The organism is Pseudochrobactrum sp. Wa41.01b-1, assembly GCF_019464455.1.
Lineage (GTDB): Bacteria > Pseudomonadota > Alphaproteobacteria > Rhizobiales > Rhizobiaceae > Pseudochrobactrum > Pseudochrobactrum saccharolyticum.
This window is the reverse complement of sequence record NZ_CP080493.1, coordinates 430,090-447,006: the sequence shown is the minus strand read 5'-3', so window position 1 is coordinate 447,006 and position 16,917 is coordinate 430,090. Positions and strand designations below refer to the sequence as shown.

General features: G+C 51.4%; 14 protein-coding genes. 2 read left to right on the top strand and 12 right to left on the bottom strand.

What is annotated here, in order from left to right; translation table 11 throughout:
- Positions 1-39: 39 nt before the first annotated feature.
- The 6 genes from K1X45_RS02085 to K1X45_RS02060 all read right to left on the bottom strand — a co-directional run bounded on the left by K1X45_RS02085 (position 40) and on the right by K1X45_RS02060 (position 7,014).
- Positions 40-816, bottom strand: a complete 777-nt coding sequence (locus K1X45_RS02085) for a TatD family hydrolase (RefSeq protein WP_220159668.1) — start codon at positions 814-816, stop codon at positions 40-42.
- A gap of 76 nt (positions 817-892) precedes the next feature.
- Positions 893-2,431: a methionine--tRNA ligase gene (metG, locus tag K1X45_RS02080; protein ID WP_220159667.1), complete on the bottom strand. Its 1,539-nt coding sequence runs from the start codon at positions 2,429-2,431 to the stop codon at positions 893-895.
- A 215-nt stretch (positions 2,432-2,646) separates the two neighbouring features.
- Positions 2,647-3,720, bottom strand: a complete 1,074-nt coding sequence (locus K1X45_RS02075; protein ID WP_220159666.1) for a DNA polymerase III subunit delta' — start codon at positions 3,718-3,720, stop codon at positions 2,647-2,649.
- Complete coding sequence (tmk, locus tag K1X45_RS02070; RefSeq protein ID WP_220159665.1) at positions 3,713-4,366, bottom strand: dTMP kinase; 654 nt, start codon at positions 4,364-4,366, stop codon at positions 3,713-3,715. The genes K1X45_RS02075 and tmk overlap by 8 nt, the downstream gene beginning before the upstream one ends.
- Before the next feature lie 100 nt (positions 4,367-4,466).
- Complete coding sequence (locus tag K1X45_RS02065) at positions 4,467-5,681, bottom strand: D-alanyl-D-alanine carboxypeptidase family protein (RefSeq protein ID WP_255560480.1); 1,215 nt, start codon at positions 5,679-5,681, stop codon at positions 4,467-4,469.
- A 133-nt stretch (positions 5,682-5,814) separates the two neighbouring features.
- Positions 5,815-7,014, bottom strand: coding sequence for a septal ring lytic transglycosylase RlpA family protein (locus K1X45_RS02060; protein ID WP_255560479.1), 1,200 nt, complete (start codon positions 7,012-7,014; stop codon positions 5,815-5,817).
- A gap of 634 nt (positions 7,015-7,648) precedes the next feature.
- Between K1X45_RS02060 and K1X45_RS02055 the strand changes: the two genes are divergently transcribed.
- Positions 7,649-8,050, top strand: coding sequence for an MAPEG family protein (locus tag K1X45_RS02055; protein WP_220159663.1), 402 nt, complete (start codon positions 7,649-7,651; stop codon positions 8,048-8,050).
- A gap of 200 nt (positions 8,051-8,250) precedes the next feature.
- Complete coding sequence (locus tag K1X45_RS02050) at positions 8,251-9,051, top strand: GGDEF domain-containing protein (RefSeq protein WP_255560478.1); 801 nt, start codon at positions 8,251-8,253, stop codon at positions 9,049-9,051.
- 11 nt (positions 9,052-9,062) lie between these two features.
- On the opposite strand, the gene K1X45_RS02045 is transcribed toward K1X45_RS02050, so the two are convergent.
- The 6 genes from K1X45_RS02045 to ade all read right to left on the bottom strand — a co-directional run bounded on the left by K1X45_RS02045 (position 9,063) and on the right by ade (position 16,696).
- Positions 9,063-9,614, bottom strand: a complete 552-nt coding sequence (locus K1X45_RS02045; protein WP_022712085.1) for a GNAT family N-acetyltransferase — start codon at positions 9,612-9,614, stop codon at positions 9,063-9,065.
- A gap of 100 nt (positions 9,615-9,714) precedes the next feature.
- Entirely contained in the window at positions 9,715-10,461 is a 747-nt protein-coding gene (locus K1X45_RS02040) for an alanyl-tRNA editing protein (RefSeq protein ID WP_075655777.1), read from the bottom strand.
- 111 nt (positions 10,462-10,572) lie between these two features.
- Positions 10,573-11,616, bottom strand: a complete 1,044-nt coding sequence (locus K1X45_RS02035; protein ID WP_220159662.1) for a cysteine synthase A — start codon at positions 11,614-11,616, stop codon at positions 10,573-10,575.
- Between the two features lie 183 nt (positions 11,617-11,799).
- Entirely contained in the window at positions 11,800-13,350 is a 1,551-nt protein-coding gene (locus tag K1X45_RS02030; RefSeq protein WP_255560477.1) for a DEAD/DEAH box helicase, read from the bottom strand.
- 353 nt (positions 13,351-13,703) lie between these two features.
- On the bottom strand, positions 13,704-14,960 hold the full coding sequence (gene ilvA / locus K1X45_RS02025; RefSeq protein WP_220159660.1) for a threonine ammonia-lyase IlvA: 1,257 nt from the start codon (positions 14,958-14,960) through the stop codon (positions 13,704-13,706).
- The gene (gene ade / locus K1X45_RS02020; RefSeq protein WP_246176091.1) at positions 14,957-16,696 is read right to left on the bottom strand and encodes an adenine deaminase; all 1,740 of its coding nucleotides are present in this window, start codon (positions 16,694-16,696) and stop codon (positions 14,957-14,959) included. Before ade ends, ilvA begins: the two co-directional genes overlap by 4 nt.
- Between the last annotated feature and the right edge of the window lie 221 nt (positions 16,697-16,917).

Below are 16,917 nucleotides of genomic sequence, written 5' to 3'. Positions count from 1 at the left end.
AAGGTTGAAATGATTATCTGATAGTTTGAACGAATATAATCAGCGAGGTATTTTGGTAAACAGACGCAGTACATTCTCACCGGTCATCCGGCGGATATCCGCATCACTCACACCAATGACATCCGCCAGAACCGCAGCTGTATGCGCAACATAGGACGGCTCATTGCGTTTTCCGCGATGTGGCATCGGAGCCAGATAAGGCGCATCCGTCTCTACCAGCAAACGATCATGCGGCACGATTTTTGCGGCTTCACGAATTTCGGCAGAGTTTTTGAAGGTGATAATACCTGAGAAAGACACATAGCCGCCAAGCTCAACGCCGGTGCGTGCCAGTTCAATGCCGGACGAGAAGCAATGGAGAATAAACGGGAACGCGCCTTTGGCGGTCTCTTCACGCAATAATACTGCCATGTCCTCATCCGCACTGCGCGCATGGATCACAAGCGGCAATTGCGTGCGGCGTGACGCTTCAATATGTGTCAGCAGGCCTTGGCGCTGCGCTTCCGGCGTTGAATAATCATAGTGATAATCTAAGCCAGCCTCACCAATTGCCACAACTTTTGGGTGCTGTGCCAGACGTACCAGCTCATCAGCGGTTACATCCAGTTCTTCATGGGCATTATTCGGATGCGTGCCGACCGAGCAATAAACCGGATCATAGCTCTCCGCGAGCGCTAAAATCTGATCAAACTTCTTAACGCGGGTGCAGATGGTGATCATCTTTTCGACACCGGAATCGAGAGCACGCTGAATAATCGCGTCACGCTCTTCTGCAAAATCAGCGAAATCGAGATGGCAATGGCTGTCTACAAGCATAATAAAAGTCCTGCCCGAGGCTTAGCACTCGGGAAAATGATACGGGCGATAATTCGCCCGTATCTGATATAAGATATTACTCTTCAGTTTCCACATAACGCGGGAAGATCGGCTCCGGCGCAGGCAGTTCAGCACCGCTGATCAGCACATCACCGAGATCAGCAAAACTGCGCTTATCTTCTGCAACACCCAAAATATTCAGCAGTTTGGCTGAAGATGTCGGGATATAGGCCTGAGTCATAATTGCAACGCGGCGCAGCACTTCTGCGGTCGTATACAATACTGTGCCCATACGTACCGGATCGGTCTTGCGCAGTGCCCAAGGTTCCTGAGCGGCAAAATAACGATTGGCTTCTGATACAACATTGAAAATTGCTGCCAGCGCCTGATGAATGGCCTGAACCTTCATCGCATTACGGGCAAGTTCAATTGCTTCTTCAGCCAGTTTCAGAATAGCCGTATCTTCCTCATGGAAGTTGGCTTTTTCCGGCACTTTACCTTCGCAGTTCTTGGCGATCATCGACAGTGAGCGCTGTGCCAGATTGCCCAGATCGTTGGCCAGATCGGCATTGGTGCGGTTGACAATCGCTTCGTGATTGTAGCTGCCGTCCTGACCGAAAGGCACTTCACGCAGGAAGAAGTAGCGCACCTGATCCAGACCATAACGGTCGATAAAGGCAAACGGATCGATCACATTGCCGACCGACTTCGACATTTTCTCGCCGCGGTTGAACAGGAAGCCGTGTGCAAAAACACGTTCCGGCAGAGGCAGACCGGCAGACATCAGGAATGCTGGCCAGTAAACCGCATGGAAACGCACAATGTCCTTACCCAGAATATGGGCAGTTGCAGGCCAGAACTGTGCCTTCTCCGCATCCATATCCGGATAGCCGATAGCGGTGAGATAGTTGGTCAGCGCATCTACCCAGACATACATCACATGCTTGTCATTGCCCGGAACCGGCACACCCCAGTCAAAGGTGGTACGGGAAACAGACAGATCACGCAGGCCGGATTTGATGAAGCTCAGCACTTCATTGCGGCGCTCAGACGGGCCGACAAATTCCGGATGTTTTTCGAAATAATCGATCAGCGGCTGCTGGTATTTGGACAGACGGAAGAAATAGCTTTCTTCTTCATGCCATTCCACTGGTGAACCGATAGGCTCACGGCGAACGCCATCTTCACCGACGGTTGTTTCGCTCTCGTCGAAATAAGCTTCCTGACGAACCGAATACCAGCCGGCATAGCTGTCGAGATAGATATCGCCGTTAGCGACCATGCGCTCCCAGATATCCTGACAGGCTTTGTAATGACGCTCTTCTGTGGTGCGGATGAACTGGTCATGGCTGGAACCGATTTTCGCCAGCATTTCGCGGAACACGGCAGAGTTCTTATCAGCCAGTTCAAGCGGCGTAATGCCTTCCTTCTCGGCGGTCTGCTGCATTTTCAGACCATGTTCGTCTGTACCGGTCAGGAACAGCACATCCTTGCCGTCCAGACGCTGGAAGCGCGCCATGGCATCTGTAGCAATCGATGTATAAGCATGACCGATATGCGGTGTGCCGTTCGGATAGAAGATCGGGGTAGTAACGTAAAATTTTTCGCGGCTCATGTCGGATCCGTCTTGTCGAGATATTTTATCTCATGAAGTCAATATGATGATAACTGATAAAACCGGCATATCGCATGTCAGACCGTAAGTCAGCAGTAAATGCATCGAATTCAGAAACTCATGCTTGTTTATGCGGTTTCTTGATCCTGTGAATGGCATATTTCTGCCCTTTTACAGTGACCGGTTCGCTCGGCGGCATCAGCCGGTCTCAAACCTCAGACCGGCATGCCGCTGCGCATAGCGCGGTGCATCTTTTCCATCATAATCAGTGCCGCCTGTTTGCGGTCAAGATTATAGCTTTCCGTTTCCATCGCCTCGCGGCGCAGATCATCCCAGAATTGCGACCACTGACTGGCTTGCACCGCCTGCCCTTGTTCAGCAAGACTAAGTGCCTGCGCGGCAGCTTTATCCAGCAAATATTCAAGGAAAAGCTGGTTCTGCACATCGGCTTCACGGCCGCCGAGAACAGAGGCAAGCGCCTGCGCCTTTGGCAGATCAAAATGATTGCCGCTCAGCACAGCGTCAACTGTATCGGTAATTTCCAACCCGCCATGGGCAACCAGCAACAGAGCTTTACGCACAGAACCTTCCGCCCGCGCACTGAGTGCAGCGAAATAAGTCTGATCCTGTACATCAATGCCGACATCTCTGCCTGCAACTTCCAGCGCGCGCTTCAGCTCATTATCATTCAGCGGTTTGAAAGCCAGTGACTGGCAGCGCGAACGGATCGTCGGCAGCAAACGGCCCGATGAATGGGAAATCAGAATAAACAGCGCCCGTGCAGGTGGTTCTTCCAGAGTTTTCAGCAAAGCATTGGCAGCATTACGGTTCATATCATCCGCAGGATCGATAATAACGATGCGCCATGCGCCATCACCGGAAGTACGGCTCAGAAAATGCGTGATACGGCGAATTTCCTCAACGGTAATTGCCGTGCGGTATTTGCCGGTTTTCGCATCAAACGGTCGCGTAATATGCAACAGCGCAGGATGCATTCCCTGCGACATTTGACGATACGGCGCGGCATCCAGATCCGGCGTGCTCAGCTGCTGCGGTGCTGATGCACTGTCGGGAAATTTCAGCATATGTCCGGCAAGATGAAAGCCGGTTGTCGCTTTGCCTATGCCCTGCAAACCTTCAAACAGCAGCGCATGATGCATGCGGCCTTCCTGATAGGCCTGCGCGAGAAATGTGCGCACTTCCTCATGCGCAGTCAGAAAACTGGTCGCATTGGGTGCAGGAACACCATCAATCGCATCATAGGTACTGTTGGGTGTCTGTTCAGCCATGGGCAGACACCTCTTGCGGGCTCAGAGCAGCATCGGTGAGTGCTGCAATTTCAGCGCTGATTTCATGTACCGAGCGGTCTGCATCAATCACCTTGCAGCGTTGCGGCTCCTCGGCAGCGATAGCCAGAAATGCCTGACGGCGTGCTTCGTGGGTGGCAATGGTTTCTTTTTCAAAACGATCTGCCACTTCATTGCCACGACGCAAGCCTGCTCTGGCTAAGCCCTTATCTGCCGGAATATCGAGAATGAAAGTCAGATCAGGCATGGTACCATCAATGGCAATACGCTCAACCGAGCGCATGAATTGCGGGTCAAGATTGCCGCTGATGCCCTGATAAACACGGCTTGAATCAATAAATCGGTCGCAGAGTACAATCTGTCCGGCTTCAATCGCAGGGCGGATTTTCTGGTCAATATGATCGCTGCGGGCGGCGGCGAATAGCAGTGCCTCCATCGCAGGGCCGTAAGTTTCTGCCGCACCGCTCAGGATGACATGGCGCACAGCCTCTGCACCGGCTGAACCGCCCGGTTCACGCGTGACCACAACCTCATAGCCTTGAGCGCGCAGATGATCAGCCAAAGCAAGAATCTGCGTGGATTTCCCCGCGCCTTCTCCGCCTTCAAATGTGATCAGCAATCCTGACAAAGCTCTGATTTTCCTACGCTGTACACCGTTAATAATTATAAGTTTAATGAGGGATAGGCATGGCTTTGTCAAATAAAACTGACAAAGGAAACAAGCACTCTTATTTCAGCAAACGACGTATCCAGCCTGTCGCCAACTCATAGAGCGCATCCATCGACTTGTTGCGCAAAGTTCCCTCACTCACATCCTGCGCTGCAAAGACAGGGCGTTCGAGCAATATCTCCTTATCCCGCAGCACTTGAATCCGGCCGATTTCCTGTCCTTTGGAGACCGGTGCCGATACCGGCCCCTGATAAATCACTTGCGAGCGCAATTTGCCTTTATCCTGAACAGGCACAAGCACGGAAACCGCATCATGAACCACAAGCCCGACTGATCCTTGCGTTCCGCCATAGAGCGAGCCCTGAGCTACTTCTGTACCCGCAGTAAAAACCGGTAGTTTAACGAAATCATTCATCGCCCAGCGGATCAGCTTTTCAGCATCTTCTGTTCTGTCCTGAATGGTTTTGGCTCCGTTCAGCCCGATAAATAAACGTCGTCCGCCGGATTCAGCTGATGCGACAAAAGAAAAACCGGAATCCTTGGTGCCGCCCATGGCCAGCCCATCAGCACCCAGATTTAACCGCAGCAATGGATTGCGGTTGCGCTGCATAATATTATTCCACGTAAAGCTTTCCTGTGCATAAAGCGGATAATATTGCGGATAGGTTTTATGCAGATGCTGCGCGAGTTTCACCATATCGTTCAGCGTTACTTTTTGGGTAGCACCATCCAGTGGCAAACCGGTCGGATTCGCAAAAACGGAGCTTTTTAATCCCAGTTCCTGCGCCCGTTGGTTCATCAGCACGGTGAAAGCCTGCTCACTGCCGCTCATGCCCTCTGCCAGTACAATCGCACCGTCATTGGCGGATTGCACTGTAATGCCCTGTATCAGGTCATTCACGGTCAGCTGCGATTTGATTTTGGCAAACATTGTCGCTGTGCCAGATGGTGCGCCACCGGTACGCCACGCATGTTCACTGACTGTAAAACTGGCTTCCGGCTGCAATTTTCCGGTTGTCAGCGCATGAAACGCAACTTCCGCAGTCATCAGCTTTGCCAGAGAGGCCGGAGGAAACGGTGCATCGGCTTTGCGGGCGAATAAGACGCTGCCTGTATCGGAATCGAACAGCAAAACCTGTTCGGACTTCACCGTAAATGGCGGCTCGGCGCTTTGCGCATGAGATATAATAAACTGGCTCATGATCAGCACAGCAGCAAAACGCAGCTTCCCTGCAGATTTTGTCTTTTCATATGTGCCGGTAAAGCAGGCCACCTTGTTCTCCGGTTGTGATTTCTCTCTGTAACAGACTCAAAAATAGTTCACGATGATTGACGATCAATGAAGCTGAAACAAAAACGTCCGGCGTAGCCGGACGTTTAAACACGATATATCACGCTGTAAAAAATTACTCGGCACGCACCACAAAAGCATCATTTGCACCGGCAGCCCATGCGGCCTGCAACAGCGCGTCATTATTGCCGCTGCGTGATTTTGCAGTCAGGCTATATAAATCGCCCTGAGCCTGCGGGGTCATGCTGCTGCTGATTGTTCCGATATTTTTAAGCGCCGAGGCGATACGATCTGCCTCATCCTTGCTGCTGAAAGTACCGAGATCAACAAACTCACCCTGCTCCGCACTGGCCTGCAGATATTTTGCGGCCTGCGCATTGCGCCATTCGGCAGAGGCTGCATCCGGCATCAACACTTTGGAATAGATACCCTCATTGGCTTGAGCGATACGGTTTCCGGCATAGGCACTGACCAGAATATCATTCTGCGCAGATGCATAGAGACCATATGGCTTATCCAGCGGTACAGGAATAACAGATGGCAGCACAGGCGCTGCGCCGTCAGCATAACCGAAAGGCAGCTCCGGCTGTGCGGAAATCTGCTCAAATGCGCTGGCCGCCCCCTGTTCTGCACGGTTTGGCGCAGATGTCGGTGTCGGGCCGTTCATGGCCATCATCACGCCTGTCGCAGGCTGGCCGATGCTGTCACCGCCCGCCGGACGGTAAGAAGCGAGTAGGAATGCATCATCCTGACCATGCAAAGGCGCACGGCCAACATATTCGACTTTAACATTCGCGGTGCCGTGATGCTTGTAATCCAGCATTTCAGCCGCTTTTTCCGACATATCAATGATACGCTCGTTGGAATAAGGGCCACGGTCATTCACGCGTACGATCACTGAACTGCCATTGGCGGTATTGGTGACTCGGGCATAGCTTGGCAGCGGCATGGTCGGATGCGCGGCTGTCAGATGGGTCATGTCATAGACTTCGCCATTGGCGGTCAGACGGCCATGAAAGGCCGAACCATACCAGGAAGCGCGGCCGACTTTCACATAATTCGGGTCTTCCTTCGGCTTATACCATTTGTCTTTGACTTTATAAGGCTTGCCGACCTGATTGCGACCGCCACCGCGCGGGATTTTCTTACCGTTGGCTACACGCGGGCTGGCTTTTACGCCATAGACGGATTCTGCAAAATATTCCTTAGAGCGCTTTTTCTTCTTCACTTCCGGCTGGGGGGAAGCACAGGCTGTAACCAGCAATCCCACCACACCAAGACAAAGAATATGTTTCACCCGAGAAGAATGCAGCATCCGGCCCCCGCTCTTGTTCATTGCAACAGGCCCATGCGGCTGTTTCTGAAATGACTTCATTACGCTACTCAAACCCATTACAAACAACAACATTCAGTCTGCAACAAAACCGGCATTTCCCCTGTCATTTATACCAGTCAGACAATGCCAGCCTGTTACTTGTAAAACGAAACAGTTTCCAAACCTTTATCCCCGCCTTTGTTCAGAGCGGAAAATGCACAACATTTGGCGACTGTTCGCAAGAATTAATTGATAGAATCTTAAAAATCCGCACAAAGCAAATCCCCAAACCTTGCCCGCCCGTTTTTTCGCCTACATATTTAAATCAGATCTTTCATTATTTATGTGTATTTCGGGGGATGATTTCTTTTTTGATAATCTGCAGAACAACAAACCCTATTTGATTAACTCGCTTTATTAACAATGGTTTATTGCCATGAAGAAACAAACAAATATCTGCCAGCAGCTTTATCCGCCCCAAAATCGCTGTGCCGGATTTCTCTTGATGTGCCCGCGTTAACCAAGTTTATATTTCGCTGGGGACAGATGAAATTCCATTTTGATCTTTTCCTGAAATAAACCGCTGTCAGAAATGCTGCGGACATGCATCTGCCTCCGATGAAGGAAGAAGAGTTTGAGTACAGAACTGAACCTTGCTGTCGTCATGCTTATTGTAGCAATTATTCAGGTTTTGCTTCCCGCGTTTTTCCGCAACGGTGAGACAGGTCTGGACTATAATGCCGGACCACGTGATGAGGCGGGGCCACCTGTCGGCATTATCACCGCACGGCTGCAACGGGCGCAGCGCAATCTTTATGAAACCCTGCCCCTGTTTCTCGCAGCCGTGATGATTGCCCATATTGCCGGTCGGGAAAGCGGGCTCACTATTGCAGGCGCGTGGATCTATGTTGTCGGGCGCATCTTTTATATTCCCGCTTATGCTTTCGGGATTCCTTATGTACGAAGCCTGATCTGGGTTGTCTCTCTGGCCGGACTTGGCATGATAATTTTGGCACTAACGGGGCTATTCGTATAATGCAGGTTTATGTATCGCTAAAATAAAAAGCTCTTATTTATAAAGAATTTACGTCAATTCCTGATTTTAATAGGCTTGAAAGAACTATTCCTTTATGTGGAGGAGAATATCGGGTTGGCCAGTAATTTCTATTCAGCATTTCCAGTCATTAACTGAAATATTCAGACTACAGCATATGCTCAGGGATATTTGAACAGACTATGAAATCAGCTCTTATAAAAGCCTTTATTGTTTCTGCTGCGGCTGCGCTGCTTTGTGTTGCAATCAACATGATTGTCGGGCTTATCCGCAATGAGCCGGTTGGCACGCTCAGCATCAGCCTGAGTCTGATCCTCCCCCTGATTACCGCTTTTCCGGCAATGACGGTGGTGTTTCACCGTAATACGCAGCTTTCAAAAGCATTTTCCGATCTGGAGAAAGCCCATCATGAATTACAGGCGCGTTCAAAGATCGATTATATGACCAACCTCTATAATCGAGAGGCTTTCTTTGAAATGATGCGCACTGTCCGCTCCCGTCAGGATGCAGGCGCGTTACTGCTTATTGATGCGGATCACTTTAAGAATATCAATGATAAATACGGCCATACAGTCGGTGACCGCGCCTTAAAGCTGATTGCCTATGCTTTGCAGAATGTGACCCGTAAGGGTGATCTGGTTGGCCGTGTCGGCGGTGAGGAATTTTGCGTTTACCTGCCCAATGCCAGCCGCGCTGCCGCTATCAGCGTTGCCGAACGCATTCGTGTGGAAATAGAGAACACGCCGTTTTATATATCACAGAGCCATGTTGAACCGCTGACAATCAGTGCGGGCGGTGCCCTTGCCTATAAAAGCGACAGTAATTCGCAGATTTTCAGCCGTGCCGACCATTGTCTTTATGAGGCGAAAAATCAGGGGCGGAACTGTATTGTTTTTGAACCGGCAGAAGCAGCTGAAACAGATGCCAGGAAAATTCACCTGATTTCAGATGCGGAAGAAAGCCGGGACCGGCGCAATTTCTGACGGATTACGCTCTATTTCCAGAGCGTAATCACGTCCTCAGCTGTGGAAACCGGCGAAAAGCCCATGCGCTGATAGAGCTGCAAAGCACGGGGGCTATCAAGCGTATTGGTTTCAAGGCGCAGTTTTTCCGGATTATGTGACCATGCTGCCGCCAGAGCCTCGGCAAAGAAGAATTTTGCCAGACCCCGCCCCTGATAATCCGGCACCAGCCCGAAATAGAGCAGATCGACGCTCTCCGGCAGATTGAGCCGCATTTCAGCAAAACCTGCGGGACAACCATCCACATAGAGCAGCAGAATGCGGGTTTCTTCGGCCTGAATGATCGAGGTAACAGTCTCGTCATTCTGCATACGGCGCAGCATCCAGTGATGCGGCTTGCCGATGACCTCATAAAGATAGCGATAGAGATGCACCGGCATATTTTCTGCCAGCATGATTGCCAGCCGGAGACCCGCAGGCAAAGGCACCGCAACATTTAACGGCGCAGCCATTTCCAGCCGGGTAATATTAACGCTCACTTCATCAGCGAGCGTTTTATCGTCGTTATCCGTAGGATCGCTCATAGGGTTCCGATCTTCATTTCAGGGCATGCATATTTCATTATGCACGCCGGATCGCTCAACTGCTTTGTTTTCCTGATAATGACAAGGAAAAGCAGCGATATTATGCCGGAGCCTTACCGAAACGGATACGATAGCGGCGGTTTTCTTTGCCTTTTTTCTCAACCTTGCCGATATGAATCTCGCCGATTTCGGAGGTATTGGCCACATGCGTTCCGCCGCATGGCTGGGAGTCGACGGAGCCATTGTCGCCGATCAGCACCAAACGGATACGTCCCTGCCCGACCGGCGGGCGCACATTCTTGGATTTTACCAAATCAGGATTGGCAGCCAGTTCTTCATCGCTGATCCAGTTTGTAGTCACCGGCGATGCGGCATTGACCATTTCCATCAGCTTTTCACTGACCTGCTCTTTTGTCAGGTCATTGCCCTGCATGTCGAAATCAATGCGACTGTCATCAATATTGACCGAAGCGCCGGTCACCGGAAACGGACAAATCACGGAAAGCAAATGGCAGGCTGTATGCATTTGCATCAGCTTGAAACGGCGCTCCCAGTCGATCTCTGCAATCAGCTCTTCTCCGAGCTGTGGCAGTGTTTCACCTTCAGCAGGCACATGAATGAAATCATTCTTGGTCGCGCCGTTAACAGTGGTGGCAATCTGAATGATGCTGCCGTCTGCACGGCGCAGCAAACCGCTGTCGCCGGGCTGACCACCGGATGTGGCATAGAACACAGTCTGATCGAGAATAACGCCGCCTTCATCCGTGAGACCGATCACCTTGGCCGGTGTCGCTTTCAGATAAGCATCTTCGCGGAAAAGCGGATTGGTTTCCAGACTCTGTGTCATCATACCCTCATGCAAACATTTAAGAAAAAGTCTTTTGCGAGAGGTTTAAAGCAGTTTCAGGAAAAGTAAAACCGCTTTTCCTGAAACTATGATAACAACAAAGAGACTAGGTTATGCCTCGTAAGGAACTGCAATGTCTGAACGTGTCAGAAGCCATTGCGGTACCGGCAGGCCACGCTCTTCAAGGAAGGCCGGATTATACATTTTTGACTGGTAGCGATTACCGTAATCAGCCAGAATTGTCACAATCCGTGCGCCTTTGCCAAGATCTTTCGCCATGCGGATAGCACCGGCAATATTGATAGCTGATGAGCCGCCAAGGCAGAGGCCTTCTTCCTGCACCAGATCAAAAGCGATTTTCAGAGCATCTGCATCGCTGATCTGATAGGCGAAATCCGGCTTGAAACCTTCGAGATTACCGGTAATGCGTCCCTGCCCGATACCTTCCGTGATGGAGGATCCCTCAGCCTTCAGTTCACCCGTGGTGTAATAGGAATAGAGCGCCGCGCCTTCCGGATCAGCCAGCCCGATTTTGATATCTTTGCTGAAGCCGCGCAGACCCTCTGCCACACCGGCCAATGTGCCACCGGAACCGACCGCACAGATGAAACCGTCAATTTTACCTTCTGTCTGCTGCCAGATTTCCGGTGCTGTTGTCTCAATATGCGCCTGACGGTTGATCTGGCTGTCAAACTGGTTTGCCCAGATCGCGCCATTCGGCTCGATTTTGGCCAGTTGCTCGGCCAAGCGGCCGGAGAGCCGGACATAGTTATTCGGGTTCTTGTAAGGAACAGCCGGAACTTCAAGCAACTCTGCACCCAGCAGACGCAGAGCATCTTTCTTTTCCTGACTTTGTGTTTCAGGGATAACGATAACAGTGCGATAGCCAAGTGCTTTGGCCACCATGGTCAGGCCGATACCGGTATTTCCGGCAGTGCCTTCCACAATCACGCCGCCTTTTCGCAAAAGCCCGCGTTTTTCCGCATCGCGGATAATATAAAGCGCTGCACGGTCTTTGACGGACTGTCCCGGATTGGCAAATTCGGCCTTACCGAAAATCTCGCAGCCGGTGAGCTCTGAAGCTTTATTCAGGCGGATCAGCGGCGTGTTGCCGATCGCCTCGATCACAGAATTTGTTACACCTGACTGCACCATTATATTTGTCCTTTAATTCTGCGCAGAAATACGCATTGCTGCGCCGAACCTATTGTTGCTGAACAGCTTATTCAAGGTACAGTTTTCCGGCAAGCCTGCATCTGACAAATAAAAACACCGCCGGAAAGCGTTCCGGCGGTGTTTTATTTCACTATTATGCAAGGTTTAGAACAGGCTTATAAATTAGCTGTTCCAGTCCTGACCCGCACGTTTCTTGTTGCGGTGGAAGGTCTTTTTATTCGCAGGCTTGCCGCTATTGGCCTGACCGGAATTATAACCGGCGCCCTGAGCGGAGCTTTTACCGCCACGACCGGAATGATTGCGGTTCTGACGGCCACGTTCGCCCTGTGCAGGCTTTGCTTCGCGTGGCTTGGCAGGTGCGGCATCATCATAAAGCTCACGCACATCGGAAAAACCAGTGGTGCGCTGTGGTGCTTTATCCAGATTTTTATACGGGCGCGAGGTTTTACGCTTGCCGACAGCACGCGGATCAGGCTTTGGCCATTCGTGCTCGAAGGTTGGCTTTTCTGTGCGCTCAGGCAAAGGACCAAACTGCGGCGGCAGGTCTTTCAGTGTCAGCTTATTGCGGATAACACGCTCAACAGCCTTTAGCTTTGCATGTTCTGTACCGCCGTCATAAAGCGTAATCGCTGCACCGGAAGCACCATTACGACCGGTACGGCCGATACGGTGTACATAGCTTTCCGGCTCATCCGGCAGGTCATAATTGATGACATGGCTGATGCCCGGAACGTCAATACCACGCGCTGCAATATCAGTAGCAATCAACACACGCACGGAACGGTCTTTAAAGCCGTTCAGCGCACGCTGACGGGCGTTCTGCGATTTGTTGCCGTGAATGGCTGCAACGGAATAACCGTCTTTTTCCAGCGTGCGTGTCACCGCATCCGCGCCATGTTTGGTACGGGTAAAGACAATAACGGTTTCCAGCTTAGGATTGGTCAAAAGGCCGGACAGCGCCTTTTTCTTATCCTTGGTCGGAACGGTATAAACAACCTGTGTAATTTCAGCCGCAGTTGTACCGGCAGGCGAAACTTCAACACGCACCGGATTACGCAGCAGGCCTTCAGCCAGTGCCACGATTTCCTTAGGCATAGTAGCCGAGAACAAAGCAGTCTGACGGTCAGAACGTGTTGCTTTGGCAATGCGCTTCACATCATTGATAAAGCCCATATCCAGCATACGGTCGGCTTCGTCCAGCACCAGCCATTTGGTGGCGGACAGATCAACGCATTTATCACGCACCAGATCGGTCAAGCGACCCGGTGTTGCCACCAGAATATCCACGCCCGGCACCATTTTGCGCACCTGAGAGGCGCGGGAAACACCGCCCAAAATCAATGCGGTCGAAAGATGTGCGCCTTTGGTGAGCACACGAACGGTTTCTTCAATCTGCACAGCCAGTTCGCGGGTTGGCGCGAGGATCAGAGCACGACAGGTCTTTGGCAGGCGCTTATCGCCAAGTGCCAAAATCTGCTCGATGATCGGCAGGGAGAATGCTGCAGTCTTGCCGGAGCCGGTCTGCGCGATACCCAGAATGTCTTTGCCCTTAAGCTGGGCTGGCAGGGATTGCTGCTGAATTGGCTTTGGCGAAGTCATGCCCGCGGCATCCAGATTTTTCAGCAAAAGACCGGTAATGCCCAAAGCGGCAAAGCCAGAAGTTTCCTGAATTTCCGCAACTGCGGTCAGGTCGGTTTCATTTTGATTTGTCAAAATATAAGCTTTCGATATGCGCCGCCGGTCGGGAGAACCGGGCACACGCATCATCAGACCACCATGCGCAGCTGGCAATCCGGAAACAAATTTTTATACGACGAAGCGCCGGAACATTGATGTTCTCACGCGACTTGCGCTGCCGTATCCGGTACGGAATGACCGGATTATTTCACCTCTTCATGAGGCAAAGTTTCAAGACGCAACGAAGTCCAGCATGGAAAGCCCTAATGCAATATCTCGCATCAGACCCAAGCGCCTGACCTGCATATGGGCGCTTTCGTTTTAAAAAGCAAATGAAATAAACAGTAGTGTCCTATGCAAATAAACATAGGACACTGTTTAAACCTTCATCAGATGATGAAATCAGCCAGAACCTGATTATCGGTAATATCCTGATAAGCCCAGCCCGCTTCCTTGAATTTCTTATCAAGAATAGCGAAGTTCTTGGCGTCTTTCGTTTCGATGCCGATCAGCACAGAACCGAAATTTCGTGCCGATTTCTTCAGATATTCGAAACGTGCAATATCATCTTCCGGCCCGAGTAAATCAAGGAACATGCGCAATGCTCCCGGACGTTGCGGGAAGCGGAAAATGAAATATTTCTTCAGCCCTTCATAGCGCAGAGCGCGTTCTTTCACATCCGGCAGACGTTCAAAGTCGAAATTACCACCGGAAACCACTAGAACAATGGTTTTGCCTTTGAGCTCGCTCTTCTTGAAATCTTTCAACGCATCAATCGCCAAAGCACCGGCTGGCTCCAGTACCACGCCTTCAACATTGAGCATTTCCGTCATCGTGCCGCAAAGACGGTTCTCCGGCACATTAATAACGGATGATGCCGGATAGGTTTTGAGAATTTTGAAATTCTCTGCGCCCAGCTCACCAACAGCCGCACCGTCAACAAAATTATCAACAGTCTGCAGCTTGACGCGCTTGCCTGCTTCAAGGCTGAGTTTGAGGCTTGGCGCACCCTGCGGCTCGACAAAGCGAAACTCTGTCGGCCAGCCCAGTGCCTTCACATAAAGTGTAACACCGGCAGAAAGACCGCCGCCGCCAACCGGCAGCATCATCAGATCGGGGATTTTGCCTTCCGGCAATTGCTCGGAAATTTCCTGCGCAACCGATGCCTGACCGGTGATGATGCCCATATGATCGAATGGCGGCACCATCACTCCGCCTTCGGCCTTGGCATAATCCTGCGAGGCGGCATAGCACTGGTCAAAAATATCGCCGACCAGACGAATTTCGATAAACTCGGCACCGAAAGCGCGGGTCTTGTCGATCTTCTGTTGCGGTGTTGTCACCGGCATAAAGACCACGCCCTTGCGGCCGAAGTGGCGGCAGACATAGGCGAAACCCTGCGCATGATTGCCCGCAGACGCGCAGACAAAAACCGCATTCGGATCGGCTTTTTTAATCGCGGCAGAAATAAAGTTGAATGCACCACGGATTTTATAGGAGCGTACCGGCGTCAGGTCTTCGCGTTTCAGCCAGATATCCGCACCATATTTGCGCGACAGATAATCATTACGTAGCAAAGGTGTTTCGCCGAACAGGCTGCGCATTTGCTGCGTAGCCTGTTTTACCGATTGTATAAAATCACTCATAGGAACAAATCAACTTTCTCGAAGCTACGCACATCCACCAAACCGATATCGGAAATGCGCAGTTCCGGTATCACCACAAGAGCCAGCAGCGAATGCTGCATATAGGCATTATTCAGCGTGCAACCCATCGCAGCCATGGCCTTCACCAGCTTGTCTGCTTTTGCTGCAACGATCTCGGCACGTTCATCGGACATCAGTCCGGCAATCGGCATTTCCACACATGCCAGTTCCCTGCCCTTGGAATAAAGCACCACGCCGCCACCGATCTCACCCAGACGATTAACGGCTTTCGCCATATCTTCCTTATTGGTGCCGACAGCGATGATGTGATGGCTGTCATGGGCAACGGTTGAAGCCAGCGCGCAATCCAGCGTATAGCCAAAGCCGGACACGAAAGCATTGGTAATCTGTCCTGAACCGCGATGACGCTCAACCAGAGCAATCTGGCAAACATCATTACGACGATCCATCTGCACAATGCCGTCACTCACGGAAAGCTCGGCTTCCAATGCGCGGGTCGGCGCCTGATTTTCAATCACGCCGATAACGCGCGCCGTTACATTTTTAGTTGGCTTTGGTGATTGAATATCAAAGTCTTGTGCCGAGAACTTACGACCAAGCTTTACCGTGTTCTTCGCTTTTGCCGGATATTTATATGGTGCAATTTCCGCAACCAGTTTGCCCTGCTCGGCCAGCAACACACCGCGTCCGTAAACGCGCTCAATTGTCAGCGCAGAGAGATCAGACACGATCAGGAAATCCGCACGGCGCCCCGGTGTAATAGAGCCGATTTCACGCTCTAAGCGAAAATGCTGAGCCGTATTAATCGTCGCCATCTGGATCGCGGTGACAGGTTTTAGCCCTTGCGCAATTGCATGGCGCACAACACGATCCATATGGCCTTCATGCACCAGAGTGCCGGAATGGCTATCATCGGTGCAGAGCACAAAATTACGAGAATCCAAACCCTGCTCGGTAATCGCTTTGACCTGTGTTGCCACATCGAACCATGCGGAACCAAGGCGCAGCATTGCGCGCATCCCCTGACGCACACGGGCAATCGCATCTTCCGCGCGTGTGCCTTCATGGTCATCCTCAGGGCCACCGGCCACATAGCCGTGGAACGCACGGCCGAGATCAGGCGAAGCATAATGGCCGCCGACCGTCTTACCGGCATTCATGGTGGCATCAATCACGCCGCGCATGGTCGGGTCATTATTGGCAACGCCGGGGAAGTTCATCACTTCACCAAGACCGATAATATTCGGCCAGCTCATGGCTTCCAGCACTTCTGCCGCACCGATTTCCGCACCGCCATTTTCCAGCCCCGGTGCAGAAGGCACACAGCTTGGCATCTGCACATAGACATTGACCGGCATAGCCATGGCTTCATCATGCATCAGCCGCACGCCTTCAAGCCCAAGCACATTGGCGATTTCATGCGGATCAATAAACATGGAGGTCGTGCCATGCGGAACAACCGCACGGGTAAATTCTGTGACTGTCACCATGCCGCTTTCGACATGCATATGCGCATCGCACAGACCCGGCACCAGATAACGGCCTTCGGCATCCACAACCTTGGTTGTCGCACCGATGCAATGGGTTGCATCATGGCCGACATAGGCAAAACGCCCTTCGACAATAGCGATATCAATGCCCGCAACAATCTCGCCAGAGTAAACGCTGACCAGACGACCGTTGCGCACTACCAGATCAGCCGGTTTGCGCCCCATGGCAACATCAACCAGAACAGGCGCAGATGCTGCCCATGATTTGATTTCAGTTTTTGACTTTTTAAGATCTGATGATGACAAGATAGCCTCCATGGCATGACCGGTCATAAATATCCGGCGCAGGCAAAAATCAGTTTTGCCAAGTTTAGCCGGAAATTACCAGTTTGTTTTGATTGTTTAAGCAATTATCTCATCGGATTACACAGCTAAGCCGCGTCTCT

What these genes read in the sequence shown, in the direction of transcription:
- ade (WP_246176091.1), bottom strand. Translation starts at nt 16,696, where the DNA reads ATGGGGCGCAAACCGGCTGATCTGGTAGTGCGCAACGGTCGTCTGGTC.
- K1X45_RS02045 (WP_022712085.1), bottom strand. Translation starts at nt 9,614, where the DNA reads ATGAGCGATCCTACGGATAACGACGATAAAACGCTCGCTGATGAAGTG.
- ilvA (WP_220159660.1), bottom strand. Translation starts at nt 14,960, where the DNA reads ATGAGTGATTTTATACAATCGGTAAAACAGGCTACGCAGCAAATGCGC.
- metG (WP_220159667.1), bottom strand. Translation starts at nt 2,431, where the DNA reads ATGAGCCGCGAAAAATTTTACGTTACTACCCCGATCTTCTATCCGAAC.
- K1X45_RS02035 (WP_220159662.1), bottom strand. Translation starts at nt 11,616, where the DNA reads ATGGTGCAGTCAGGTGTAACAAATTCTGTGATCGAGGCGATCGGCAAC.
- K1X45_RS02075 (WP_220159666.1), bottom strand. Translation starts at nt 3,720, where the DNA reads ATGGCTGAACAGACACCCAACAGTACCTATGATGCGATTGATGGTGTT.
- K1X45_RS02050 (WP_255560478.1), top strand. Translation starts at nt 8,251, where the DNA reads ATGAAATCAGCTCTTATAAAAGCCTTTATTGTTTCTGCTGCGGCTGCG.
- K1X45_RS02085 (WP_220159668.1), bottom strand. Translation starts at nt 816, where the DNA reads ATGCTTGTAGACAGCCATTGCCATCTCGATTTCGCTGATTTTGCAGAA.
- K1X45_RS02040 (WP_075655777.1), bottom strand. Translation starts at nt 10,461, where the DNA reads ATGACACAGAGTCTGGAAACCAATCCGCTTTTCCGCGAAGATGCTTAT.
- K1X45_RS02060 (WP_255560479.1), bottom strand. Translation starts at nt 7,014, where the DNA reads ATGCTGCATTCTTCTCGGGTGAAACATATTCTTTGTCTTGGTGTGGTG.